At 56.0% G+C, this 23,446-nt stretch carries 19 protein-coding genes; 8 read left to right on the top strand and 11 right to left on the bottom strand.

Features of this window, described 5'->3' with window-relative positions:
* Positions 1 to 24: 24 nt before the first annotated feature.
* The gene (locus tag ACT3RT_RS06970) at positions 25 to 1,752 is read right to left on the bottom strand and encodes a potassium/proton antiporter (RefSeq protein ID WP_353501597.1); all 1,728 of its coding nucleotides are present in this window, start codon (positions 1,750 to 1,752) and stop codon (positions 25 to 27) included.
* A gap of 214 nt (positions 1,753 to 1,966) precedes the next feature.
* Between ACT3RT_RS06970 and ACT3RT_RS06965 the strand changes: the two genes are divergently transcribed.
* Entirely contained in the window at positions 1,967 to 2,167 is a 201-nt protein-coding gene (locus ACT3RT_RS06965; protein WP_034789351.1) for a hypothetical protein, read from the top strand.
* A gap of 82 nt (positions 2,168 to 2,249) precedes the next feature.
* Here the strand turns inward: ACT3RT_RS06965 and ACT3RT_RS06960 are convergent, their stop codons facing one another.
* On the bottom strand, positions 2,250 to 2,834 hold the full coding sequence (locus ACT3RT_RS06960; RefSeq protein ID WP_353501598.1) for a nuclear transport factor 2 family protein: 585 nt from the start codon (positions 2,832 to 2,834) through the stop codon (positions 2,250 to 2,252).
* A gap of 136 nt (positions 2,835 to 2,970) precedes the next feature.
* On the opposite strand from ACT3RT_RS06960, the gene ACT3RT_RS06955 reads away from it, so the two are divergent.
* Together ACT3RT_RS06955 and ACT3RT_RS06950 are read left to right on the top strand one after the other, a co-directional pair.
* On the top strand, positions 2,971 to 3,837 hold the full coding sequence (locus ACT3RT_RS06955) for a LysR substrate-binding domain-containing protein (protein WP_496202732.1): 867 nt from the start codon (positions 2,971 to 2,973) through the stop codon (positions 3,835 to 3,837).
* A 98-nt stretch (positions 3,838 to 3,935) separates the two neighbouring features.
* Complete coding sequence (locus tag ACT3RT_RS06950) at positions 3,936 to 4,529, top strand: GNAT family N-acetyltransferase (protein ID WP_485903280.1); 594 nt, start codon at positions 3,936 to 3,938, stop codon at positions 4,527 to 4,529.
* A 425-nt stretch (positions 4,530 to 4,954) separates the two neighbouring features.
* Here ACT3RT_RS06950 and ACT3RT_RS06945 read toward each other — a convergent pair whose 3' ends face one another.
* Genes ACT3RT_RS06945 through ACT3RT_RS06930 form a run of 4 tightly spaced genes read right to left on the bottom strand, consistent with a single transcriptional unit; the run spans position 4,955 to position 9,243 of the window.
* Positions 4,955 to 5,932: an ROK family protein gene (locus ACT3RT_RS06945; protein ID WP_496202731.1), complete on the bottom strand. Its 978-nt coding sequence runs from the start codon at positions 5,930 to 5,932 to the stop codon at positions 4,955 to 4,957.
* Positions 5,929 to 6,795, bottom strand: coding sequence for an ABC transporter permease (locus ACT3RT_RS06940; RefSeq protein ID WP_496202730.1), 867 nt, complete (start codon positions 6,793 to 6,795; stop codon positions 5,929 to 5,931). Before ACT3RT_RS06940 ends, ACT3RT_RS06945 begins: the two co-directional genes overlap by 4 nt.
* Positions 6,795 to 7,715 carry an ABC transporter permease gene (locus ACT3RT_RS06935; RefSeq protein WP_034789358.1) on the bottom strand — a complete coding sequence of 307 codons (921 nt, stop codon included), beginning with the start codon at positions 7,713 to 7,715 and terminating at the stop codon, positions 6,795 to 6,797. The genes ACT3RT_RS06940 and ACT3RT_RS06935 overlap by 1 nt, the downstream gene beginning before the upstream one ends.
* 1 nt (position 7,716) lies before the next feature.
* Positions 7,717 to 9,243, bottom strand: a complete 1,527-nt coding sequence (locus ACT3RT_RS06930; RefSeq protein ID WP_353501603.1) for an ABC transporter substrate-binding protein — start codon at positions 9,241 to 9,243, stop codon at positions 7,717 to 7,719.
* Positions 9,244 to 9,577: 334 nt separating this feature from the next.
* On the opposite strand from ACT3RT_RS06930, the gene ACT3RT_RS06925 reads away from it, so the two are divergent.
* The 4 genes from ACT3RT_RS06925 to hemB all read left to right on the top strand — a co-directional run bounded on the left by ACT3RT_RS06925 (position 9,578) and on the right by hemB (position 15,311).
* The gene (locus tag ACT3RT_RS06925) at positions 9,578 to 10,750 is read left to right on the top strand and encodes an ROK family protein (RefSeq protein ID WP_353501604.1); all 1,173 of its coding nucleotides are present in this window, start codon (positions 9,578 to 9,580) and stop codon (positions 10,748 to 10,750) included.
* A 40-nt stretch (positions 10,751 to 10,790) separates the two neighbouring features.
* Positions 10,791 to 12,224 (top strand): M81 family metallopeptidase, encoded by a 1,434-nt coding sequence (locus ACT3RT_RS06920; protein WP_496202729.1) that lies wholly within the window; start codon positions 10,791 to 10,793, stop codon positions 12,222 to 12,224.
* 39 nt (positions 12,225 to 12,263) lie between these two features.
* On the top strand, positions 12,264 to 14,102 hold the full coding sequence (locus ACT3RT_RS06915) for an ABC transporter ATP-binding protein (protein WP_496202728.1): 1,839 nt from the start codon (positions 12,264 to 12,266) through the stop codon (positions 14,100 to 14,102).
* 234 nt (positions 14,103 to 14,336) lie between these two features.
* Positions 14,337 to 15,311, top strand: coding sequence for a porphobilinogen synthase (gene hemB / locus ACT3RT_RS06910; protein WP_496202727.1), 975 nt, complete (start codon positions 14,337 to 14,339; stop codon positions 15,309 to 15,311).
* An 80-nt stretch (positions 15,312 to 15,391) separates the two neighbouring features.
* Here hemB and ACT3RT_RS06905 read toward each other — a convergent pair whose 3' ends face one another.
* The 3 genes from ACT3RT_RS06905 to ACT3RT_RS06895 form a co-directional block, all read right to left on the bottom strand.
* Positions 15,392 to 16,411, bottom strand: coding sequence for a chitinase (locus tag ACT3RT_RS06905; RefSeq protein ID WP_496202726.1), 1,020 nt, complete (start codon positions 16,409 to 16,411; stop codon positions 15,392 to 15,394).
* Between the two features lie 45 nt (positions 16,412 to 16,456).
* On the bottom strand, positions 16,457 to 17,122 hold the full coding sequence (locus ACT3RT_RS06900) for an acyl-homoserine-lactone synthase (protein ID WP_496202725.1): 666 nt from the start codon (positions 17,120 to 17,122) through the stop codon (positions 16,457 to 16,459).
* Between the two features lie 104 nt (positions 17,123 to 17,226).
* Positions 17,227 to 19,530, bottom strand: coding sequence for a glycosyl hydrolase family 18 protein (locus tag ACT3RT_RS06895; RefSeq protein ID WP_496202724.1), 2,304 nt, complete (start codon positions 19,528 to 19,530; stop codon positions 17,227 to 17,229).
* Positions 19,531 to 19,818: 288 nt separating this feature from the next.
* On the opposite strand from ACT3RT_RS06895, the gene ACT3RT_RS06890 reads away from it, so the two are divergent.
* Positions 19,819 to 20,535, top strand: coding sequence for a LuxR C-terminal-related transcriptional regulator (locus ACT3RT_RS06890; protein WP_496202723.1), 717 nt, complete (start codon positions 19,819 to 19,821; stop codon positions 20,533 to 20,535).
* Positions 20,536 to 20,594: 59 nt separating this feature from the next.
* Here ACT3RT_RS06890 and ACT3RT_RS06885 read toward each other — a convergent pair whose 3' ends face one another.
* A complete protein-coding gene (locus tag ACT3RT_RS06885; RefSeq protein ID WP_485903271.1) occupies positions 20,595 to 21,890 on the bottom strand; it encodes an MFS transporter in 1,296 nt (431 codons plus the stop codon).
* Between the two features lie 77 nt (positions 21,891 to 21,967).
* Complete coding sequence (xylB, locus tag ACT3RT_RS06880; RefSeq protein ID WP_496202722.1) at positions 21,968 to 23,437, bottom strand: xylulokinase; 1,470 nt, start codon at positions 23,435 to 23,437, stop codon at positions 21,968 to 21,970.
* Positions 23,438 to 23,446: the final 9 nt, after the last annotated feature.

The following is a 23,446-nucleotide window of genomic DNA, read 5'->3' as shown; positions in this document are numbered from 1 at the left end:
GAAGTTTAGCAGGAAGTCTGTTACTTAGGCTTTTTCGGTCACAATTCTTACCCCGACTTTGCTCACGTCTTTGCCATCCATCTCGGCAATGGTCCAGGTTAAGCCGTCCCATTCAATATGGTCACCAATAACCGGCTCGCCGCCCAACAGCTGAATAACGAAGTTGCCCAGTGACAGGGATTTATCCACCGAGTCATCCAAATTCAGGCCATAAAGCTGTGAAATGGCGTCCAGCGGGGCATCGGCTTGCAGGATAAAGTCACCGAAGAATCTGTCATCCAGCACCACCGCGTTGCTGTCGCTAAACAGCTTGCCCAGCTCTGGCAGGTCTTTTTCCTGCCCAATCACGCAGAGAATATCCCCCTCTTTCAGCCGCGTGCTGCCCGTGGGGTGCAGCATCTCAGTGCCGCGAAACAGGGCGGCAATGCGCGTTTCAGCGGGCATTTTCAGGTCACGCAGCGCCGCGCCCACGCACCATTTCTCAGAACCCAGCTGGTAAATAAACTGTTCCCAATTGCTGTACACGTCGATATCCAGCCCCACGCGGGAAATTGGTGTCGGCATCGGCGGCACGATCACCTTAGCTTTCTTGGCGGCAAAGCCCAGCGAGGTGCCTTGCAGCAGCAGGGAAACCAGCACCACGAAGAAGGCCACGTTGAAGTACAGGTTGGCCTGCGGGATGCCCGCCATCATGGGGAATACCGCCAGAATCACCGGCACCGCGCCGCGCAACCCGACCCACGAAATAAAGAAACGCTCGCGCAGGGTAAAGTTTTTGAACGGGAACAGCCCGACGAATACCGAAAGCGGGCGGGCAACCAGAATCATCCACAGAGACAAGGCCAGCGCGCCGGCGGCAATCGGCAGCAGATCGCTTGGCGTCAGCAGCAAGCCGAGCACCAGGAACATGCCGATTTGGCTCAGCCACGCCAGCCCGTCGAAGGTCTGCATAATGCCGTGGCGGTTGCGGATCGGCATATTGCCCAGCACCAGACCACAGAGATACACCGCCAAAATTCCGCTGCCGTCCATGGCCACCGTCAGGGCATAGACCATCAACCCGCCGCTGAAAGCCAACAGGGGGTAGAGGCCGGTGGCCAGAGAGATTTTGTTGATCAGCTTATGCAGCAGCCAGCCGCCGCCCAGCCCGAAGAAAATGCCCAAACCAAATTGCTGAATCACGTCGAGAACGAACATCCAGCTCAGTCCGTGCTGGCCTTTGGCAATCATGTCGATCAGGGTGATGGTCAGGAATACCGCCATCGGGTCGTTACTGCCTGACTCAATCTCCAGCGTGGCGCTGACACGTTCGTTTAAGCCTTTGCCGCCAATCAGTGAGAACACCGCCGCGGCGTCGGTGGAGCCGATGATCGCGCCAATTAACAGGCCTTGAATCATATCGACTTTAAACAGCCAGGCCGCCGCCATGCCGGTTAATCCGGCGGTAATGAGGACACCGACGGTGGCTAGCGACAGGGCGGGCCAGAGGGCCACGCGAAAGGAGGAGGCCCGGGTGCGCATGCCGCCGTCGAGCAGGATCACCGCCAGCGCCAAGTTACTGACTAAATAGGCCGCCGGATAGTTGTCAAAGGCGATGCCGCCAATGCCGTCAACCCCCGCCAACATACCGATGGCGAGAAAAATGACCAAAATGGGAATTCCGAGGCGGGAAGAGAGCGAACTGAGCAGAATGCTTGCTGCTACCAACAGGGCGCCGACGAAAAAAAGTGTGTTGATAGTGCTTGCGTCCAAAATGCCTTCTCCTGCTAATGCGCCGATAAAACCTGATTAAGCCAGTATGCCATTGACTCACGTATTAATTTATCAGGAAAAAGTTATCGTCGCTGAAGGAATATTCAGATATTTATTATTCGAACTCTGGCGGAATAAAACTATGCTTAATACTGAGCTCATGGAACCTGATATGAGCATCCGGCTTCAGTTTGATCACCAGAAAGAGGAACTTATGAGCGAATTTACTGGCATCCATCGCGAAGTCCTGAAAGACGGCACTATTAAGCACGTACTGGTGCGCGATAAATCTGGCCATGAACAGGCCAAAGCGGCGAAAGACTATATCTCTGAGGGCATTCAGCCCGATTTAGACGACCTGCCGGAAGTCTCGGCGGGCAGCGAGTACCCGAAAACGGGCAAAGGTAACGGCTAACTTTCTTCTCTTGCTTAACGCAGCCCGCGCCGCTGCTGGCCGCGCGGGCCTGCCATCTCTGTTTCAGAACAACTTTACCTCGCTACTCTTTCGCCTCAGCCAGCCACTGTTTGCCTTTGGCTTTCATCTCTTGTTCCTGCTGGCTAAATTTGGTGGCGAACACCCGTTTCACTGGGAAACCACTCTTCTCCAGCAGATAGGCTAGCGCCGCGTATTCGCGCGGATATTTCTCCACCGTGGCCTGATCGATATCCACCACGCCGACTGGGAAGGTGAAGTTACCCATATCGTAAATCGACTGGCGCTTAACAATGCGCCACACACCGTCGCGCTTCTCAACTAAGTCATAGAAACGGTTATGACCGTTACAGCCCAGCCCCAGCGAGGCATTTTCGCCAATAATAATGGCATTGGTTTCGACAATCGCCCGATCGCCATTAAAGGTGATCACCGGCGAGCCAATCACATGCTTGGTGCTGAAGCCAGAATTGCCCATTTTCTGTGACCCTTTGACGAATTCGCTGAACAGCCCTTCAAACCATGTGACTTCAATAATGCCGTCGTCATGGAACAATTCGAGCAGTTGATCCCACTCAGCTAAATCGCGATGTATCCAGCCGGTCATTAGGTCGGCAATGTCTTGGCGGTCTTGCAATGTATTGCTCATGGTGCTGCTCCTGATGATTCGTTGCTTAGTCATTTTCTGCTGACAGCATCGGCGTCTAGAGCCATCAAAACAAATAGTTTAAATTGAGCTATTAATCATTTTAGTTGATGAGTGCTAAAACATGGATTTGCGGCAAATGCGTTACTTTCTTACGGTCGTTGAAGAGGCTCATTTTGGCCGTGCCGCCCAGCGTCTCAACATTGTGCAGCCTGCGCTGAGTATGCAGATTAAAGCCTTGGAAGAGGAGGTGGGCGGGGTGCTGTTCCTGCGCACCACGCGCAAGGTGGAGCTGACCGAGGCCGGGAAACTATTCCGCGCCGAGGCCGAACTGGCCGTTGCTCAGGCCGAGCGGGCAAAAAGCGTGGTGCAGCGCGCCCTGCGGGGAGAAACCGGCAAGGTAAGGATTGGCTTTGCGGGCAACGCGGTATTCACCGGCAAGCTGCTGGCGGATATGCGCGCGTTCACCGCCGCCTATCCGCAGGTGGAGATTGAGCTGCAAGAGTTGGCTCCGCAGTGGCAAAGCGAGGCGATTCTGGCGGGCAAAATTGATGTCGGCTACTGCCCGGCAATGGGCATTGAGTTTGACAGCCAACTGAGTACCGAGATGATTGGCGACTGGCCGATGATCATCGCGCTGGCGAAGGACCACCCTTTGGCAAGCCTCGAACTGCTCACCCGACAGATGATTGCCAAAGAGCCGCTGATTGTCTATTCCACCGGCAAAGCTAATGGCGGACAGTTGGCGCAGTTGGAGCGAGCCTTGGGGAGTCCGCCGTGCATTGCTCATCAGGTTTCAAGCACGCTGAGCGTCTTGATGCTGGCGGCCGCCGGAGAGGGGATTGCGTTGGTGCCCTCGACTTTCGAACAGGTGCCGTTGCCGGGTCTGCTATACAAGCCGCTGGATAACTTCAGCCTGCGCGCCAATATGATTTTGCTGCATCGCACGCAAGAAACCACGGGTTCGGTAAAAGCCTGGCTGGCGCTTACCCAGGAGAATAAGTGAGTTAAATCAGCCTTGTAAGTCTAAAGAAATTCCGTATAACGGTAGTGTTACTAAGAATTACAGAGTCCATTAACGGCCACTCGGCTACAAGGAGAGTTATGCAAGAGTTTATCGTCCCTGTTATCACTCCCACGATTGAAATCACCACGCCGCGCCTGATCATGCGCCAATGGCGCGAAGAGGATCTGGCGCCTTTTGCCGAGCTGAATGCCGATCCGCGCGTGATGGAGTTTTTCCCTTCGGTTATGACCCGCGAAGAGAGTGACAACTTGGCCGAACGCTGTAGCGCCTTGATAACCGAACGCGGCTGGGGCATCTGGGCGCTGGAGACGCGCGACGAACACAGGTTTATCGGTTTCCTCGGCCTGCACACGCCGGGCTATCAGCTGCCTTTCAACCCCTGCGTCGAAGCCGGTTGGCGTCTGAGCGCCGAGTCATGGGGCAAAGGGCTCGCCAGCGAAGCCGCGCAGGCCGCCCTAAAGGTAGGTTTCAACCAGCTCGACCTGCATGAAATCGTCGCCTTCACCGCGCTGATAAACCTGCGTTCTCAGGCAGTAATGAAGCGCATGGGGATGACCTGTGACCCTGCGGAGAATTTCAATCACCCGGTAATAGCCGAGGGGGACAGACTTCAAGAGCACTGTCTTTATCGCCTGCGGCGGGATGATTGGGCGGCTGCCCAAAGCCGCTGAGATTTTTGCGTTGGCATGCAGACTGGCCCCTAAGGTCAAAACCGTGGGCTCGCCGCCCATACGGACCTGAAGGTCAAAACCTTGCGTTGCCACGCAAACTGGCCCAAAGGGTTTTAAACGAAACCCTTTGGAATCCTGCGTTTTTTTGCTGCTGTAAGATCGAGGCTGCGCAGGGTCGGAATGGACATGTTTCAGTCGCTTTGGTGACAGCCGCGAAGAGCCGCCGCTTAGGCGGTTCCCTCGCTGCGGGATTACAACCCGCGTAAAAAGCCACGCGGTTTTCCACCTCTTGCTCGGCGTCACTTCTGAACGCGACCTACTGGCTTATCAACCGAACCTTTTCAGTAGGGTTTGTTTAAGCTTTGGGTTTGCTCCTCCCCCTGATAAGGGGGAGGCCGTTGTGGCGGCAGCGCACGCTGTTGACCTTAAAGCGTCTGGCGTTCGCTCAAACGCCCCAACACGCTTGCCCCAATCATCCCACCATTGCCGCCAGCGCCAGCAAACTTGCCAGTGACGACCAGAGGTTCCGGGTAGCGATGCAGCACGCCGTGGCGGACGGCCAGATCCAGCGCGGTGATCAGGGGGATGGCGTTGGCTAAGCCGCCGCCGACCACGATTTTAGAGGGGCCAAGGATGTTGACCAGCAGCGCCAGAGGTTCGGCGACCAGTTGCAGCCAGGCTTGGATGGTTAAATCTGAGTCCGGCTGGCCGTTTTGCCAGCCATCGACGATTTGCTGGCTGGTGCGATCTTGCTGATTAAGATGCTGATGCAGGCGCTCCAAACCGCGCGCGCCGCCGAGTATATCCAGACAGCCGTGCTGGCCGCAGGCGCAGGGCAAGCGCGGGATATTGTAGGTCTTGCCATTGATCGGCAGCTCGGTGCGGGTGATTGCGCCGTGGCCCCATTCGCCGGTGACGCCGCCGTGACCGCGCACCAGTTGGCCGTTGATCACCAGACCACCGCCAACGCCGGTGCCGAGAATAATTCCCGCCACAATCGGCTGATTCTGCGCGTTTCCGGCGTAGGCTTCCGCCAGTGCAAAACAGTCGGCGTCATTGGCGGCGCTCACCGGGCGCTGCAAGGCGAGGCTGAGATCGGCCGCCAGCGAGCGGCCGGTAAATGCCGGAATATTGGTTGCCAGTAGCTCACCGGTTTGTGGCGACACTAGCCCCGCCGTGGAGATAGCCAGCGGCGTGTTGGCAGGGTAGTCCGGCGCGTACTGGGTGATCAAACCTTGTACGGCGGCAACGAAAGCATCCCACGAGGCGGTCGGGGTCGGCACCTTGCCAAACTCCTCCACTTCGCCTGAACGCGCGGAAATACCAAACTTAATAAATGAACCGCCGATATCGGCACAAAAAACCGCCGCGTCAGCTGACGCAGCGGAGAAAGGTTTGCTCATGAGCGGGTATCCAGTAAATCGCGTAATCCATCGCCCAGGACGTTAAATCCGAGCACCGTCAGCATGATAGCCAGACCGGGGAACAGCGAAAGGTAAATATTTATGCCGAGGAAGTTTCGGCCATCGCTCATCATAGTACCCCATTCCGGCATGGGTGGCTGCACGCCTAGGCCAAGAAACGAGAGGCTGGCGGCGGCCAAAATCACCGTACCGGCAGTCAGGGTTGATTGGACAATAATCGGCCCGACGGCGTTGCGCAGAATGTAGTGCACGATAATCCGGTAATGTGACAAGCCGAGTGCCTGCGCCGCCTCGACGTATTCCATCTGTTTCAGGCCCAGAGTCAGGTTGCGGCTCAGACGAGCATAAACCGGAATAGCGAACAGCGAGATGGCAATCAGCAAGTTGACCAATCCACTGCCCAGAATGCTGACCACCAAAATCGCCAGCACGATGCCGGGGAAGGCAAACAGCATGTCCATAAACCACATGATGACCATATCGACATAGCGCCCGGCCATCCCGGCGATCACCCCCAGCGGGATGCCGATAAGCATCGCCAAACCGACGCTCAGCACCACTTCAATAATGGAAATCCGTGCGCCGTAAATCACTCGAGCGAAAATATCGCGACCATAGTCATCAGTGCCGAAAAGATGGTCCGCCGAAGGGGCAAGCAGGGTATCTATCAGGTCCTGCGCGTAGGGATCGTGACGCGTCAGCCACGGCGCGAAAATACCGACTAAAACAATCGCGCCGACAATCAGACAGCCAAAGGTCACCGCCGGATGACGCCATAACCAGCGGAAGAACCGCAGCGTGCGCGGCTTGCGACGGGGTAGTTGGGTGATAATGGCAGACATTAATCGAACCTTATTTTTGGATTCAAGAAGGCAATCAACAGCTCGCCGAGCAGGTTCATCACCACCACGCCGCACACGGCAACCAGCGCCACGCCCTGAATAACCGGGTAATCGCGATAGCGCACCGAGTCCACCAACAGACGCCCGATGCCCGGCCAGTTAAACACCGACTCGGTGACCACCGCGCCGCCAATCAGGCTGCCGAAGTTGAGGGCGACAATGGTGACAATCGGGATCAGCGCGTTGCGAAACGCGTGGCTGCAATAGATGGTGACGGCGGACAGCCCTTTGGCGCGCGCGGTGCGGATGTAGTCCTCCGACAGCACGTCGAGCATGCTCGAGCGGGTCATGCGCGCCATCACCGCCATCGGCAGCACCGCCAGCGTCACCGACGGCAGGATGTAGCTCTTCCACGAGGTCGCGCCGAGCAGCGGCAGCCAGCCGAGCGACACCGAGAAGTAGTTCATCGCCATCAGCCCGAGCCAGAAGTTAGCAATAGAAGCGCCGGCAATCGCCAGCAGCATCACGCCATAGTCCGGCCAGCGATTACGATACACCGCGCCAATCATCCCGGCGGGGACGCCAATGACCACCGCCAAAAAGTAGGCCAGCACGGCGAGTGCTAGCGTATAGGGCAGGCGCTCGCCGATCTCCTGCGTCACGGGCTGCTGCGACTGCAGGGACAGCCCGAGATTCCCGTGCAAAACGTCGGTGGCAAAATGCACGTACTGGGTGACGATCGGCTGATCCAACCCAAGGCGCACGCGCATATTGTCCACCGCTTCCTGCGTTGCTTCCGGCCCGGCCATCAGGCGCGCCGGGTCGCCCGGCAGCGCGCGGATAGACCCAAAAATCAGCATCGACACGCCGATCAGAATGACCGGGAAGGCGATGAGTTTTTTTGCCAGATAAGCTTTCATATCAACCCTTATGTGCGTCTTTTACAACAATCTGACCGCCCGGAACCATGGTGACGCCGGACACGCCGGTGCCTGTCGCAAACAGGTCATTCTGGTAGTACAGCAGCACTTGCGGCGCCTGCTGGTTGATCTCTTTCTGCGCCTCGACGTAGATGGCGTTGCGGGCGTTTTCATCCTGCGTTGACGCCGCCTTGTCTAGCATTTCATCCAGTTTAGGGTCGTTGAAGAAGCCGAGGTTGGCACCGCCCGGCGCAAAGCTTTTGCTGTAGTAGAGTGGGCGAAGTTGCAGATCCGCGCCGTTAACGCCGGAAGACCAGGACGCCAGCACCGCGCCGGTGTTATCGGCTTTTTTGCCAGCCTGATCGGCAAAGGCGGCTTTGGCCCACACGCCGCTTTCCATCTGGCGGACGTCCAGCTTGACGCCAATTTTCGCCCACATGCTTTGCAGCACTTGGCCGATACGCGCGTCCTGCCCCTGTACGGCAATCGACATGGTAAAGCCGTTCGGCAGCCCGGCCTCTTTCAGCAGCGCCTTGGCTTTCTCCAGATTTAGCGGGTACGGATTGAGGGTTTTGTCATAGCCCGCCGTCACAGGCGCGAGAGGCGAGTTAGCCGGAATGGCGAAGCCGGACATGATGGCGCGCACCAGACCCGCGCGGTCGGTGGCGAAGTTCAGCGCCTGACGCACACGCACGTCATCTAACGGCTTAAGGTCGGTGTTGAGCGCCACCCAGAATACGGCGGAGCCAGGGCTTTCATGCAACTGGAATTTAGGATTGTTTTTCAGCACGTTGGCGAACTGCGGCGGCACTGGGTTAATCACGTCAGCTTCGCCCGCCTGTAGGGCCATGTTCATCACCGACGGCTCGGCGCTCCAGGTCCACTTCAGGTCGTCCGGCCCGCTGGTCTTATTCCCCCAATAGCCCGGATATTTCTCTTCCAGCACGAATTCACCGGTTTTGTACTGCACCATTTTGTACGGGCCAGTCCCCACGGCTTTGCTGTCCAGCGTGCCGGCTTTGTCGGCGGTTGGGCTGACCATCAAGGACGCGCCGGTCGTCAGTAAATTGAGGAAGGCGGGGTAAGGCTTCTTCAGGGTGAACAGCACCGTCGAGTCATCCACCTTGGTGACGCTTTCGAGGAAGGTGCGCAGACGCCCGCTGGCCGCCAGACCGCGCTTGGCGTCGAGGTGGCGGGCGAAGTTGGCCACCACGGCATCGGCATTAAACGGCGTACCGTCGTGGAAAGTCACCCCGCTGCGCAGCTTAAAGGTCCACTTCAGGCCGCTCTCATCGCTGCTCCACGAGGTGGCGAGCGCCGCCTCTGGCTTCAGCTCGGGCGACATGCGCAGCAGACCTTCATACATCGGGTCCAGCACCGTACCAGTAAAGGTCGCCGTCTGGTTGCCGGGGTCCATGCTGCGCGGCGCTTCGTTCTGCATGATGGTCAGGGTGGCCGCGTAGAGCGGGGAGGAAAGTGCGGCAAGCAGCGCCGTACTTAGTAGAGTTAATCGCATTTTGCTGTTCATCGTATTTCCTCTGCCCAAAATACCCGTCATCTTTCGAACCGCAGAGGCGTTGGCTGCTCTCTCTCCCGAATCACTTAACTGTGTAAGTGATTCGGAATTCGTTCGTTCGCCGCCTTTCTGCACGCCGAAATCTTTCGGGTATTACGTGTAATTGATTAAAAGGTGATTCGAAAACATCAAAAACAGTGTGAACGTTTTTTTGCGTAATTAGTTCATATGAAAAACTTATGTTGAGATGTTTGGTTCAAAATGTGAACTAATTGGCATTGATATATCCATTTTTAATGTTTAATGTCAACGCAGCTGATTGAAATTTGAGAGCCCGGAAACAAATATGCTAACCACCTTACAACAACAGATATTAGGGGCTATCACCGCAACGGATGGCCTGAGCCGCACTGACCTCGTTCAGCTCTCCGGCATGAGCAAGGCTGCGGTCAGCGGGGTGGTGCGCGAGATGATTGACGCCGGACTGCTGCTCGAATCGCAAACCGTGCCGGGCGCGGGGCAGGGTCGCCCCTCGGTGCGTTTAACCGTCCACCCGGACGGCGCCTATTTCGCGGGCGTGTCGTTATTACAAGATCCGGCGCATATGGTGCTGATTAACCTGCATGGCGAGATCCTGTCGCGGGTGACATTCCCCCTCGACAATCAGCCGCAGCGGCTAGCGGATAACATCGCCACCGCGCTGCCGGAGCTGCTGGCGGCCCACGCCGACGCCGCCGACAAGCTGCTCGGGCTGGGGGTGACGCTGTCGGGCTTCATCGATGAACATCAATCCACCTGCGTGCAATCCACGCTGCTGAGCTGGCGCGACGTGCCGCTGGCCGACTTGATCCGCCAAAGCATTCACCAGCACTGCCCGACGATTAATCAGGGCGGCGGCATTGCCGTCGCCATTGAAAACGACGCCAAGGCGCTGGCGGTGAGTGAGAAACGCTTCGGTCACGCCCGCGAACTGAGCAACTTCACCCTGGTCAGCCACGGCGCGGGTATCGGTAATGCCCACTTTATCTCCGGCCAGCTGCACCGCGGTTTTCACGGCGGCGCGGGGGAGATTGCCCACTGCACCATTGAGCTGGACGGCCTGCCGTGCCGCTGCGGCAAGCGCGGCTGTCTCGACACGCTGGCCTCTCTCAACGCCATTATGGAGCGCGCTAAGGCTGAGGCTCTGGATGTCGAATCCTTGGCGGAATTGGAAAAGCTGGCGGCGCGCGGCAGTAACGCGGCAATTGGCATTTTGCATCGGGCGGGCACCGCGCTGGGCCTGGCGATTTCGCATCTGATCCAAATTAATGACCCGGACATGATCCTGATCGCCCATCAGGAACAGAGCTTCTCCGGACTGTTTGGCACCGTGGTACAGCAGTCGATAGATGCCAACGTGCTGCCGGGCGTGGCCGGGCTAACGCCGGTCAAAACCTTCGCGCTTAATGACGATACCTGGGCGCGCGCTGCGGCAAGCATCCCGGCGCATCGTTTTTTGGTCGGCCTGAAATCTTGCTGAAACGTTTACTTTCACACTCTGAATTCTGAGGTTAAACACCATGCGTATAGCAGTCGGCGGTATCCATATCGAATGCAGCACTTACAACCCGGTGCTCAACGAAGAGAAAGACTTCCGCATTACCCGCGACGGGGCGCTGCTCGCCGCGCCTTACTTCAAGTTCTTGCAGGATTACCCGGCCACCTTCTTGCCAACCATTCACGCCCGCGCTATTGCCGGTGGCCCGGTGTCCCGCGCAACCTATGAAAAATTCAAAGCAGAATTTTTGAGTGGTTTGGAGGCGCAAAAGCCTTTTGACGGCCTCTACCTGCCGATGCACGGTGCGATGTATGTCGAAGGAATGGAAGATGCCGAAGGGGACTGGATCGCCGCGGCCCGCGAGGCGGTGGGCGACGACTGCCCGATCAGCGTTAGCTACGACCTGCACGGCAATGTGTCGCAGAAAATCATTGATGCGATTGATATGTTCTCCACCTATCGCACCGCGCCGCATATTGATACGGAAGAAACCATGCGCCGTTCGGTCGCCATGCTGATTAAAACCCTGCAAATCGGCGTCAAGCCGACACTGCTGTGGGCACCCGTGCCCGTGGTGTTGCCGGGGGAACGCACCAGCACCGAAGATGAGCCGGCGAAAAGCCTGTATGCCCGCTTGCCGGAAATAGATCAGATTGACGGCATCTGGGACAGCTCGCTGATGGTCGGCTATGTTTGGGCCGACGAGCCGCGCGCCACGGCGGCGGTGATCATGACCGGCACTGACCAAGCCGTGCTGGAACGCGAAGCCAAAAAGCTGGCGCAGGCTTACTGGGACGCACGCGAAGAGTTCGTTTTCGGCTGTGAAACCGACACAGTGAAAGCCTGCGTGGCCAAGGCGATTGCCAGCCCGACGCGCCCGGTGGTGCTTGCCGACTCAGGCGATAACCCGACCGGCGGCGGCGTGGGCGACCGTGCCGACGTGCTGGCCGAGCTGATTGCCCAATATGCCGAGGGCGTGATTGTCGCCGGTATTGCCGATTTACCCGCCACCGAAGCCGCATTCAACGCAGGCGTGGGTTCGCGCCTCAGCCTGACGCTCGGCGCGTCACTTGACCACTCAAGCCCGCAGGTGAAAGGGGAGTTCGAGGTGGTTCTGCTGCTCGACGCGCTGGCCCCGGCGGACCGTCAGGCGGTACTGCGCACTGGCGGCATTGATATCGTAGTGTCGGCGCGCCGTCGCCCGTATCACAACATTAGCGACTTCACCGCGCTGGAGCTGGCCCCCCACAGCGCCAACATCGTGGTGGTGAAATCGGGCTATCTGTCGCCGGAACTGGCGCCGATCGCCAGCCCGAACCTGATGGCGCTGTCCAACGGCGTGGTCGACCAGTTTGTCGAGCGCCTGCCGCGCCTGCGCAAAACGCGCGACACCTTCCCGTTCGACAAAGACTTTAGCTATACGCCAGAAACATTGCTGTCAGCCCGCAGCCGTTAATCGTTGGCTTAACCCGTTTGCCCTTGCCGGAGAAAGAACATGAACGCCACTACCCCGCAACAAGCCGCCGCGCCACGCCTGCCGGTGCTGGAAGTCAAAAATCTCACCACCTCGTTTCGTGGCGAAGATGATTGGCTGCCGGTGGTGCGCGACCTGTCGTTTGAGGTCTATCCGGGGGAGACGCTGGCGATTGTGGGCGAATCCGGCTCGGGCAAAAGCGTCACTTCGCTGTCGGTGATGCGCCTGCTCAAAGCCCAGTCGAGCAAGATTGAAGGGATAGTTAACCTCAATCAGCGCAGCCTGCTGGGGCTGTCGGACAAGGCGATGCGCGACATTCGCGGCAACGAAATGGCGATGATTTTTCAGGAGCCGATGACCTCGCTCAATCCGACGTTTAGCATCGGCAGGCAGATTGCCGAAAGCCTGAAACGCCATCGCGGGATGTCGTCGAAACAGGCGCGGGCCGAGACGCTGCGCCTGCTGGAGAAGGTGCGTATTCCTAATGCGCAGGCGCGGTTTGATGAGTATCCACACCAGTTTTCCGGCGGTATGCGCCAGCGGGTCATGATTGCCATGGCGCTGGCGTTGAAGCCCAAACTGCTGATTGCCGATGAACCCACCACCGCGCTGGACGTCACCATCCAAGGGCAGATCCTCGACCTGATTAAAACCTTGCAGGAAGAGGAGGGGATGGCGGTGCTATTCATCACCCATGATATGGGCGTAGTGGCGGAAATCGCTGACCGCACGCTGGTAATGTATCGCGGCGAGTGTGTGGAAAGTGGCGAAACCGCCGAGCTGTTCCATCGCCCACAGCACCCTTATACCCGCGCCCTGCTGGCGGCGGTGCCGAAGCTTGGCTCAATGCAGGGGCGACCTTGGCCGCTGCGTTTCCCACAAATTGACCTGCAAACGGGCGCGTCGACCCAGCCGCTGGAAGTCGCCAATACGCCAGACAGCGGGCAGACGCCGGTGCTGTCGGTGAAAAATCTCAGCGCGCGCTTCCCGGTCTACGGCGGTTTGTTGAGCCGACAGGTGGGGGCGGTTCACGCGGTAGAAAACATCAGTTTTGACCTGTTGCAAGGGGAAACCCTGTCGCTGGTGGGGGAGTCGGGCTGTGGGAAATCCACCACCGGCCGCGCCGTCACTCGTCTGATGACCCCGCACAGCGGCGAAATCGACTTCGACGGCTTTGACGTGATGAACATTGATAAGCGCCAGATCCTGCAAATGCGCCAGCGCATTCAGATGATTTTTCAGGACCCGTTCGCCAGCCTCAACCCGCGCATGCGTATCGGCGACGCCCTCATCGAGCCGATGCTGCAACATAAGCTGCATAACCGCGCCGACGCCAAAGAGAAGGCCGCCGCGCTGCTGCACAAAGTGGGGCTGTCGCCGGACATGATGCGCCGCTTCCCGCACGAGTTTTCCGGCGGCCAGCGCCAGCGTATTTGCATCGCTCGCGCGCTGACCCTCGACCCGAAAGTGATTGTCGCCGACGAATCTGTCTCGGCGCTGGACGTGTCGGTTAAGGCGCAGGTGGTGAATTTACTGCTCGATTTGCAGGAGAGCATGAACCTTTCATATCTGTTTATTTCCCACGACATGGCGGTGGTGGAGCGGGTCAGCCATCGGGTGGCGGTGATGTATCTGGGGGAAATTGTGGAAATCGGCCCGCGCGCCGCCATCTTCGACAATCCTCAGCACGCCTATACCCGCAAGCTGATGGCTTCCGTCCCGGTGCCAGACCCGGCGCGACGCGGCCTGAAGCGCCATATGCAGGTGGAAGAGTTGAAAAGCCCGGTGCGCGACAACGGCTATGTGCCACCGATTCGCCAATATAATGAAGTGTCGAAAGGCCATTTCGTGCAGGTTTAACGCTATTTTACTGGCTATGTTGAACGCGGCGGGTGAGCTACCGCCGCGTTCAGACTGTCTCTGGCAATGCGCCGATCGCCGCCGCAAGGTTTTCTTAACATCCCCTCACGTAAAGTTAATCCTTTCCTTAAAAGTTGTTATAAAATAGCGCTCTCGCTTTCGACGAGTTCCCTCGTCAGACTTGGTATGCGAACTACATTCAAAACGCAACAGGTTAATTTCTTAGGAGTTTTCATGTCTAACCAGTTCCCAAACTCACGCCTTCGCCGCCTGAGACAGTCCGATTCCATGCGCGCTCTTTTTCAGGAAACCGAATTTAGCGTGAATGACTTGGTACTGCCGATTTTCGTAGAGGAAGAGACATCTGAATACGTGCCGATCGAAGCCATGCCTGGTGTGATGCGTATCCCTGAATCCCGCCTGGCGTTTGAAATTGAACGCTATGCCCGCGCCGGTATTCGCTCGGTGATGACCTTTGGTATCTCCAAACATATGGATGCCACCGGCAGCGATACCTGGAATGAAAACGGTCTGGTGGCGCGCATGGCGCGTATTTGTAAAGACACCGTGCCGGAAATGATCGTGATGTCCGACACCTGTTTCTGTGAATACACCTCCCACGGCCACTGCGGCGTGCTGCATGACCACGGCGTCGACAACGACGCCACGCTGAAAAACCTCGGCAGGCAGGCCGTGGTGGCCGCCGCCGCCGGGGCTGATTTCATCGCGCCTTCTGCGGCTCAGGACGGCCAAGTACAAGCCATCCGCAGCGCACTGGACGAAGCGGGTTTTATCGACACCTCCATCATGGCGTACTCCACTAAGTTTGCTTCTTCTCTTTATGGGCCATTCCGCGAGGCGGGCGGCAGCGTGTTGAAAGGCAACCGCAAGCAGTACCAGATGAACCCAATGAACCGCCGCGAAGCCGTGCGCGAATCGCTGATGGACGAGCAGGAAGGTGCTGATGCGCTGATGGTGAAACCTGCCGGTGCTTACCTCGACGTGATCCGCGATATCCGCGAAGCGTCGCGCCTGCCTTTGGCGGCGTATCAGGTCAGTGGTGAATACGCGATGATCAAATTCGCTGCGCAGGCCGGTGCCATTGACGAGCGCGCCGTGGTGCGTGAAAGCTTAGGTGCCATTAAACGCGCCGGTGCCGATATCATCCTGACCTACTTTGCGATGGATATTGCTGAAAACGGCCTCTAATCGCTTGAGTCGTCAGCAAGAAAAGCCGGGCTTTGATGCCCGGCTTTTTTATCCGTTAAACACAGCTAATATCAGTCAGGTCATTCGCAACGGCGGTTTCTTGTTGCCGGGTGCAATTGATAATAAGCGCGACCATAGGGCTTACTATTATTAGTCGGCGGTGTAGCCACCTTCAGCCCGGAAACAAACAGTTGCGAATATTCACCTGAAACCCTCTGTTCCGGGTTACTGCTGGTTTCGAGATCGACATAGGTATAGCTCGATGGGTTATCTCGGTTAAATGACCAGATACCAATAAAGCTCAGTGGAGTGAGTTTGGCAAAGCGAGTTAGCGTATTGACATCGTCGAGCTTGAACATACTGGCATCATCGTTAAGTCCAATCATCGGCGTGATTGCTACCTTGCTTAATCGTTCTTTTTCAGTGAGATCGGGATAAAGCGGGGCAATCTGCGCACTGATGCTCAGGGCCGCGTCGACCGCTGCCTTACCCATGTCAGTTTGGGTCGAAGGGTCATTATCGGGATCGCCATAGTCCATTGCCATACCGTTTACGCTGAATTCAAAACCGGCATCTTTCGCCAGTTTGAGAATCGCGACGCCACTTGGATTCAAACCCGTAGGCATGGTTGGGAGGGTGAAACTGATTGCCACGTCGGGTTTGCGGCTGGCGACATTCTTCAGTGCAGCACAGATCTTCACGGCATCGAACAGGCCATTTTCCAAATCAAAGTCCAGCCCTTTGGCTTCGTAGAGTTCAATGGTGGTGATATAGATCTCTTCGAGTTCAGTAATGGAGAAATGGGTTGAGATATCAGAGTTAGAAGCCCCGCCAAATGAAATGATAACCGACAGCCCCGCGCTGTTTAGCTCTTGCGCGAGAGGGAGCGCCCAGTCTAAAGGCATGGCAGAACTGGCTGCCCAGCATGGCGTATTGGTTTCGGGATTCAGTGTGATAAAACCAAAAATCAATCCATCAATTTTCCATCTTAGCGCCCGCTCGTAATAGATTGGATTTGGGCGTCCCTGCGGATAATTTTGCCAGTCGCTCCATTGTGCATTAATCGTGACATCAATATAGGGGGTATATGAATTAGGCATAATAAATTCCTCGCATATGGTATTAGGTCTATTTTAAAAATGGGATCACAGAGTTTTATTAAATAGTGCATTATAAGTTTTAGTATTAATATTCATAAAAATAACCGTGGTATCGGTTTTGCCAATACGAATAACTTCGCCAACCCGATTAATGGAAATACCCTGAATCAAGAGCATTCTTTCAATGGCGGTGGTGGTGACAAAGACATAACGCGAAATATCATTGTGCTGAGCGTACATCACCAAATTGCGTAATAAGCGAATAACGGATTGCGAAAAGCCGTAACTTTTTGAGTCGGCATTTTTTTCAAATGAGAAGCGGGAAAGCTCGCAGACGCTGTCAGAGCTGGGCATTGGCTGCTCGCTTTGCCAAAGGTAGGGGAAGATTTCACTGAGCATATAGTGGCTGGTGGTCGGCAATAGCCTGACGCAGCCTTTAACATTATTATTAATGTCAGTGGTAACAATATATTGGGTTTGGTCATTGTCGAACTGATCGATTTCTAAATCATCAATGCTCGATACATCCCATTTGAGTCGTTGTTTAAATACGCGATGGCGTAAACCAAACATCGATAATAAGAGTTCTTGATTTTCCATTCCCCCAGAAATACAGCCATACAAAGAAGGGGGTGGAATATCTTTATTAAGGGTCTGGTGGCTGAGAGGAATAATCGTTCTCGCCAGCGGAATAATATCTGCTGTGCTCATGGTTAATTCTCATCATTTAAAGAGGAGTGCCTGCCGTAGCGGGGACTCATTTTTACCAGGAAAAACTGGGGAACAGAATGTTCCCCAGATGGAGTGTGACTTACTTACTTGTTATTACCCGGATTGCGGCCGCGTGGTGCGCAGGCTCTGCGAGACGGGCTGTTTGGCTGGCCGTCAGTTGGGTTAGCATCCAACTTGAGCCATGGTTCACCACCAGCCGAGTCTTCAGTGCCAGGCTCAGTGCCCTGCGTCCACCATTTCGCCACATAGTTGCTGCCTTTCCAGCTCACATGGTCGCCTTGGTTATACACAGCATTAGCATCCCATTGTGGGTAAGCGGAAGCGGGTTTCACAGTGACATCGTAAGATGCCGTGCTGGTCAGCCCACCCACGTCAGTGACGGTCAGTTTGAAGGTCAACTTCTCGTCAGCCAGCACCGATGGTGCGATATAATTCAGCGTGCTGCCGGTTACTGAAGTCGCCTTGACGTTAGCCGGTAGCGTCCAGAAGTAGCTTAATGGCTGGCCTTCTGGGTCAGACGATTTAGTCCCGCTCAGAGTACCTGAAGCGCCACTGTTAACGGTCTGGTTGCCAGAGACAGAAGCCACTGGTGGCTGGTTTGCTCCACCAACAACGGTGAAGGTATAGCTGCTTGTACCGGTTTTGCTGCCGTCGGACACGGTCAGTGAAACGGTGTAGCTGCTTTGGAAGCCCGTTTGCGGAACTTTTGCATAAATGATCGGGTCTGTCAGCCTACCCCTGAATTCCAGACCGGCTGGCACGCTCCACTGATAAGTGATGGGATCACCCTCTGGGTCGAAGGAATGAGTTCCATCAAAGGTCAACTCGGTCGCTGGTAAGACCGGGCTTTTCGGCCCTTCGATTTGCGCGACAGGGGCGCGGTCAACCGGATCTGGCGAGGTGTTGATGCCTTTGAAGTAGAACGGCGACATATCAATTTTTTGCGTGATAATCGGCGAGCCCAGACCTTCGCGAGCTGCGTTGACCAGCAAACCGTTGTCCTGATCGGCAGTCCAGGTAAACACGCCGCCCAGCCCTCTATTGCGTGCATAAGCCGCTTTAGCTTTGACTGAACGTGGTGTATCCAAGGACAGGAACAGCTTAGACGTTGAGCTATACAGGTAATCCGCATCAGCCACTTCATCGGTATAGAGGTCAAAGCCGTTTTTACCTTTTTGCGCTTCTAAATCGAGGTAGTTGTTGATGATGTCATACCATTCGGTACTGCCAGACTCGAAAGTCCCCGCGGTGGTAGCCGCGCCCGGCTCATAGGTGCCGACCAGTGGAGAAAGTTGCGAGATAGAGGCATTGCGGGCGTTACGGGTGTAACCGGCATAGCCGATATTGATATTGCTTTGCTGAACACCCAGACCAATCAGGAAGTCCACGGCTGCGTCGGTGCCATAGGTGGTGGCTTCGGTTTTGTGCAGGTTAGTGTGGTGGTTCAACGCCGGAGCCCAAGGGGTGCCGAAGAAGTCATAAGTCATCAGGTTGATGCCGTTAAGACCTGCATCCAATAAGCCCGGAATGTCCGATTTTGCCAGAATGGCCGGATCCGCGGATGACGCGATACTGATCTTGGTATTCGGCAGACCCGCATTATTGAAGGCGTTGCGTAACTCTCTGATCAAATGCACGTAGTAGACGCTATCGTCTTCAGCATATGGGTTGTTGTTACCCGGCGCACCTGGGTATTCCCAGTCGATATCCACTTCAGAGAACATTGGGAAACGTTTAAAGATATCCACAATGCTGGATGTGAAGCGTACACGCTGGATTGGATCGCGAGCCATGTTGTAGAAACCATTACTCATGGTCCAGCCACCGACGCTGAAGGAGAGCACCAGATCATGGCCTTCGGCTTTGGCGCGTTTTTGCAGATCACGTAGACCACCGAGCACACCCTGAACTTTCTCCTGCTGGAAATCGGCAGGCATGGTGACATCTAGGTAGCTTGGAAAGCCGTTGTTAACGAAAGTCTGGGTATCGCCCCACACGTCAAGGAAAGTGACAGAGCCGTCCTGGTCATGCAGACCGAAGGCCGCGGCGCCATTAGCGATCGCGGTGGATTTCTCGCCCAGGTCGCCGAGAATACCAACGAAACCGATGATCAGTTTGTCGAAAGCCGTCGGTGCGACCAATGCAAGGTCAACGCCACGGCCCCGGTCAGCGGGTTGCTGGCTGCCTTGCAGACGGCCGTCATACTGCGACCAGTCTGTGTAGTAACCAAATACCTTAGGACGACCGGCGTTGTTGTACTTGTTGTACACCGGCTTAGCTACGCGGGCAGAGGTATAGCTGTATTTCTCTGTAGAAGTAGCGGGATCAAAACCATCGATGCGGTAGGATTCTTCTGTAGCAGCATCAGGTTTAATGATATTTGACATAAGTATTCCTTACATTTCGCTAAGAGATTAAGTTTCTATACCGAATAAAAATTCGGCTATAGAACCCGTTGAGATATTCCAGACTTCGAGAATGAGTTTGGACTCAATTAATATTTATGCAAATTAGCGATATTTTACTTAATCTTTATTGCTCATGGACTTAAAGATAATAAAGAAAAAAAGTGATCAAACCTGACAGTTATTGCAGGTTCCTGAATGTGGAATAATTGACAGTTCCCTTAAGCTTTCTATAATCACAGCACGGCTCACCTTATGCGTGGTTAGAATATGATCAAAAGTGAGGATGTATATACTAAGTTTACCGATCTCAATTACCTGGTCGATGACCAAATAAAAATCAAACTTGATAGGTGGATTTACTCAATAAAATTCGATAGTTATGCCTATGTCATCGTGCCCACTACCGGCTTCGATGACCTCTTTATACTGGAGGGTTTTAATGCGGAATGGAGGCGGCAATATATAGAGTATGGCTTTAACAGAATCGACCCAATTATTAATAAAGCACAGCACTACCAGTCACCTAATATTTGGACAAGCATCGACTTATCTTTAGATGACCAATTTTTGAATTGCGCAAGAATACACGGCATTCGTTATGGCTATTCAATATCATTACCCTTGAACGAGAAATATATTGGCGTGCTAAGCGTGGTCCGAAAAGATGATTATTTTATTTCCAATAAGGACTCGATAAGTATTATTGGCATGATGTCTATTTATCTACAGGAGTTTAATAATTGTGCAGCAAAACACTTTAATAAGTCTAATGAAGAGCGGATTGTTTTACCTTCGTTAACCAGCCGAGAGCAGGAGTGCCTGCACTGGCTGGCCGAAGGGAAGACCAGTTGGGAAATCAGCCGAATCCTCTCCATCTCGGAAAGAACGGCGGTTTTCCACATTAATAACTGCATGTTGAAATTGGGGGCGAAGAACCGGGTGCAGGCGATCATGAAGGCGGTGAGGGCAAATGTGTTGAAGTGAAAGGATGAAAAAAGCGACATCAACAGATGCCGCTGCGCGACGAGCTCGGCGTTTTGCGCCTAACGGGTTGGTCGCTGTAGTAGGTTCGGGTCCAGCACCACGCGGCTCGCCGCTTTGGACGGATGCCCCGGCTGTTCCACTCTGACCATCAGGGTTAACACCGCAGCAATCAGGTAGAGTGCGGTATACACCCACACCACGCCGACAATATCAAAGAACGGCAGAATGATTGAAGCAATGGCGGGCGCCACAAAGTTACTTAGCCCGGCAGACAGGTTATAAATCGAAATGGCCGCGCCTTTATGGTTAGGCTCCAGCACCGGGAAAACGGCGGTCATGGGCACAAAGGCGGCGACGGTAATGCCTAACATCACGGCAGGGACTAGCGCGACCCAGAAATTATGCCCGGCATAGACCGGCAGATAGTAGAAGGCCAGGCTGGAGATTGCACAGCCAATACAGCCAAACCATCGTACCTGACGCAGCCAGCCAATTTTCTCGCCTAAAATTCCCCACATTACGTTCGTAAAAATCGTCACGAAGAAGAACACCGCCCAGATCTGTAGCCACTCCGACATGCTAAACCCAAGGCGGCCGACGAACAGCATCGGCATGATCACCGCGAAGCCAAACAGCGAAATGGTATTAATGATGCGAATCAGGCAGGAGAGGAAAATATTGCGATTGGTGAACAGAATGGTCACCGCGCGGCTGAGTTCGCCGAGTTTCTCTTTCGGGCTGAGATGGGCTTTACCGCTGGGTTTACCGACTTTTCGCAGCAGCGTCATCGCCATAATTCCGCCCACCGTCACCCAGGCAATAGCGAACCACAGCGTGCCGGTTTCGCCCATAAACGGAATGGTAAAGCTCGGCAGATAGCTCCCTACGCAGCCAATGCCGATGGAGTACATGGCCCAGAACCAGCCCATGGCGGAAGAAAGATTCTGCTTGGGCACGGTTTGCACCACCAACATGACGAACGAGTAGATAAACAGCGGGTAAGCCAGCCCGCGAATGCCGTAGAACAGCAGCATCAGCGGGTAATTCTTCATACCCAGCCCGAACAGCATAAACAGCGTGTGCATTACTATCCACAGGATGAAACCGATGCGCATGGCTTTCTGCGGCGTGATGATCTCCGCCACCACGCCGGAACTCCAGGCCGCCAATGCCGCCGCCAGTCCGTAAACCGTGAACACCACGGCGGATTGCGAGGCGCTGAAGCCCATGTCGATGATGTGTTTAGACAGAAAAGCCATTTCGAAGCCGTCACCGCTCATGAAAATGGCGATAGCGATGTAGCCCCAGAGCAGGTTCTTTGGTAAACCGAACCAGTGGGTTGCGTGTTTTTGCATGTCGAACTCCTGTGCTGCGTCGCCGCAGCGGCTGGTGAGTAGGGGCAGAGATGGGGCGCTTAGGCGCCCTCGGGGTGTTATTTTTGGGCGGTTCTCAGCGCGACCTGTTGCTGGTAAAGCTGCCGGTAGGTCTGCAATCGCTCGCGCAGCATGTCGCGGTTTTCGGCCTGCGGCTGGAAGCGGCGGGCGATCTCCGGCTTGCGGCACGCCTCGGTGACATCTCCTCCGGCAGCCAGCCAGCCCAGACGCGCCGCGCCCAGCGCGCCTCCGGCTTCCCCGCCGGAATGGGTGACAATCGGCAGGTCCAGCGCGTCACTGACCAACTGCGCCCAGCGATCGCTGCGCGCACCGCCGCCGACCAGCGAGCATTGTTGCAACTGAGTTCCTGCCTGTTGCATCACCGCCAGCCCGTCGGCCATGCCGAAAGCTACCCCTTCGAGCACCGAATATCCCAGCGTGGCGCGATCCGTGCTGTGGGTCATGCCGTGGAAAACGCCGGTGGCCTGTGGGTCGTTGTGCGGCGTTCTTTCGCCGGACAAGTAGGGCAGAAACAGCGGAGCCTGACGCTGCTGGGCCGGGCTAAGCTGGGTAATTTCCGCCAATAAGGTGGTTTCATTGCTGCCAATCAGCGTGCAGTACCAGCGCAGCGCGCTGGCGGCGGTCAGCATCACGCTCATCTGGTGCCAGCTGTTGGGCAAGGCGTGACAGAAGGCGTGCAGGGCCGATTGCGGGTTGGGCCGGAAACGGTCATTTACCGCAAACAGCACGCCAGAGGTGCCGAGAGAAATAAAGGCGTCACCCGGCGTGACGGCGCCAATACCCACCGCGCTGGCGGCATTATCGCCACCGCCGCCGGCAATGATCACGTCATCGCGCAGGCCCCAGGCGCGGGCAATATCGTTTTTCAGCGTGGCGCTGATTTCGCTGCCTTCCACCAGTCGCGGCATCTGATCGCGGCTCAAACCACAGGCCGCCAGCAGGGAGTCTGACCAGTCGCGCCTGGCGACATCCAGCCACAGGGTGCCAGCGGCGTCTGACATCTCCGACACCTTCTCGCCGCTCATCATCCAGCGCAGATAGTCTTTCGGCAGCAGCACGGAGGCGGTTTGCTCGAAAATCTGCGGCTCGTGGCGGGCGACCCACAGCAGCTTCGGCGCGGTAAAGCCGGGCATGGCCAGATTCCCCGCCACCTTAAGCAGTTCGGGGGCCGCCTGAGTCAGCTGCTCGCACTGCGCCGCGCTGCGGGTGTCATTCCACAAAATGGCCGGGCGCAAAACCCGCCCGTCGCGGCTGAGCAGCACCGCGCCGTGCATCTGGCCCGACAGGCCGATGGCGCGGATCTCCGCCCACTGCTGTGGCACTTTTTGCCGCAGACGACCCACCGCGCGCTGGGTTGCCTGCCACCAATCGTCGGGGTTTTGCTCCGCCCAGTGCGGCTGCGGGCGGCTGATTTCCAGCGGCTCACCGGCGCTGGCCAGCAGGTGGCCGTCGGCATCAATCACCACGGCTTTGATTTCTGACGTGCCTAAATCCAGTCCGAGATACATCGCTTTCCC

This window comes from Ewingella sp. AOP9-I1-14, from assembly GCF_052375995.1.
GTDB lineage: Bacteria > Pseudomonadota > Gammaproteobacteria > Enterobacterales > Enterobacteriaceae > Ewingella > Ewingella allii.
Note: the sequence above shows the minus strand (reverse complement) of the source record. Positions and strands in the feature narration are given on the sequence as shown.

Excerpts from the sequence above, each read along its gene's own strand:
- ACT3RT_RS06935 (WP_034789358.1), bottom strand. The coding sequence starts at position 7,715 with ATGAAAGCTTATCTGGCAAAAAAACTCATCGCCTTCCCGGTCATTCTG.
- ACT3RT_RS06890 (WP_496202723.1), top strand. The coding sequence starts at position 19,819 with ATGATCAAAAGTGAGGATGTATATACTAAGTTTACCGATCTCAATTAC.
- ACT3RT_RS06945 (WP_496202731.1), bottom strand. The coding sequence starts at position 5,932 with ATGAGCAAACCTTTCTCCGCTGCGTCAGCTGACGCGGCGGTTTTTTGT.
- ACT3RT_RS06955 (WP_496202732.1), top strand. The coding sequence starts at position 2,971 with ATGCGTTACTTTCTTACGGTCGTTGAAGAGGCTCATTTTGGCCGTGCC.
- ACT3RT_RS06950 (WP_485903280.1), top strand. The coding sequence starts at position 3,936 with ATGCAAGAGTTTATCGTCCCTGTTATCACTCCCACGATTGAAATCACC.
- ACT3RT_RS06900 (WP_496202725.1), bottom strand. The coding sequence starts at position 17,122 with ATGAGCACAGCAGATATTATTCCGCTGGCGAGAACGATTATTCCTCTC.
- ACT3RT_RS06905 (WP_496202726.1), bottom strand. The coding sequence starts at position 16,411 with ATGCCTAATTCATATACCCCCTATATTGATGTCACGATTAATGCACAA.
- ACT3RT_RS06930 (WP_353501603.1), bottom strand. The coding sequence starts at position 9,243 with ATGAACAGCAAAATGCGATTAACTCTACTAAGTACGGCGCTGCTTGCC.
- ACT3RT_RS06885 (WP_485903271.1), bottom strand. The coding sequence starts at position 21,890 with ATGCAAAAACACGCAACCCACTGGTTCGGTTTACCAAAGAACCTGCTC.
- ACT3RT_RS06915 (WP_496202728.1), top strand. The coding sequence starts at position 12,264 with ATGAACGCCACTACCCCGCAACAAGCCGCCGCGCCACGCCTGCCGGTG.
- xylB (WP_496202722.1), bottom strand. The coding sequence starts at position 23,437 with ATGTATCTCGGACTGGATTTAGGCACGTCAGAAATCAAAGCCGTGGTG.
- ACT3RT_RS06960 (WP_353501598.1), bottom strand. The coding sequence starts at position 2,834 with ATGAGCAATACATTGCAAGACCGCCAAGACATTGCCGACCTAATGACC.
- ACT3RT_RS06895 (WP_496202724.1), bottom strand. The coding sequence starts at position 19,530 with ATGTCAAATATCATTAAACCTGATGCTGCTACAGAAGAATCCTACCGC.
- ACT3RT_RS06920 (WP_496202729.1), top strand. The coding sequence starts at position 10,791 with ATGCGTATAGCAGTCGGCGGTATCCATATCGAATGCAGCACTTACAAC.
- ACT3RT_RS06925 (WP_353501604.1), top strand. The coding sequence starts at position 9,578 with ATGCTAACCACCTTACAACAACAGATATTAGGGGCTATCACCGCAACG.
- hemB (WP_496202727.1), top strand. The coding sequence starts at position 14,337 with ATGTCTAACCAGTTCCCAAACTCACGCCTTCGCCGCCTGAGACAGTCC.
- ACT3RT_RS06940 (WP_496202730.1), bottom strand. The coding sequence starts at position 6,795 with ATGTCTGCCATTATCACCCAACTACCCCGTCGCAAGCCGCGCACGCTG.
- ACT3RT_RS06965 (WP_034789351.1), top strand. The coding sequence starts at position 1,967 with ATGAGCGAATTTACTGGCATCCATCGCGAAGTCCTGAAAGACGGCACT.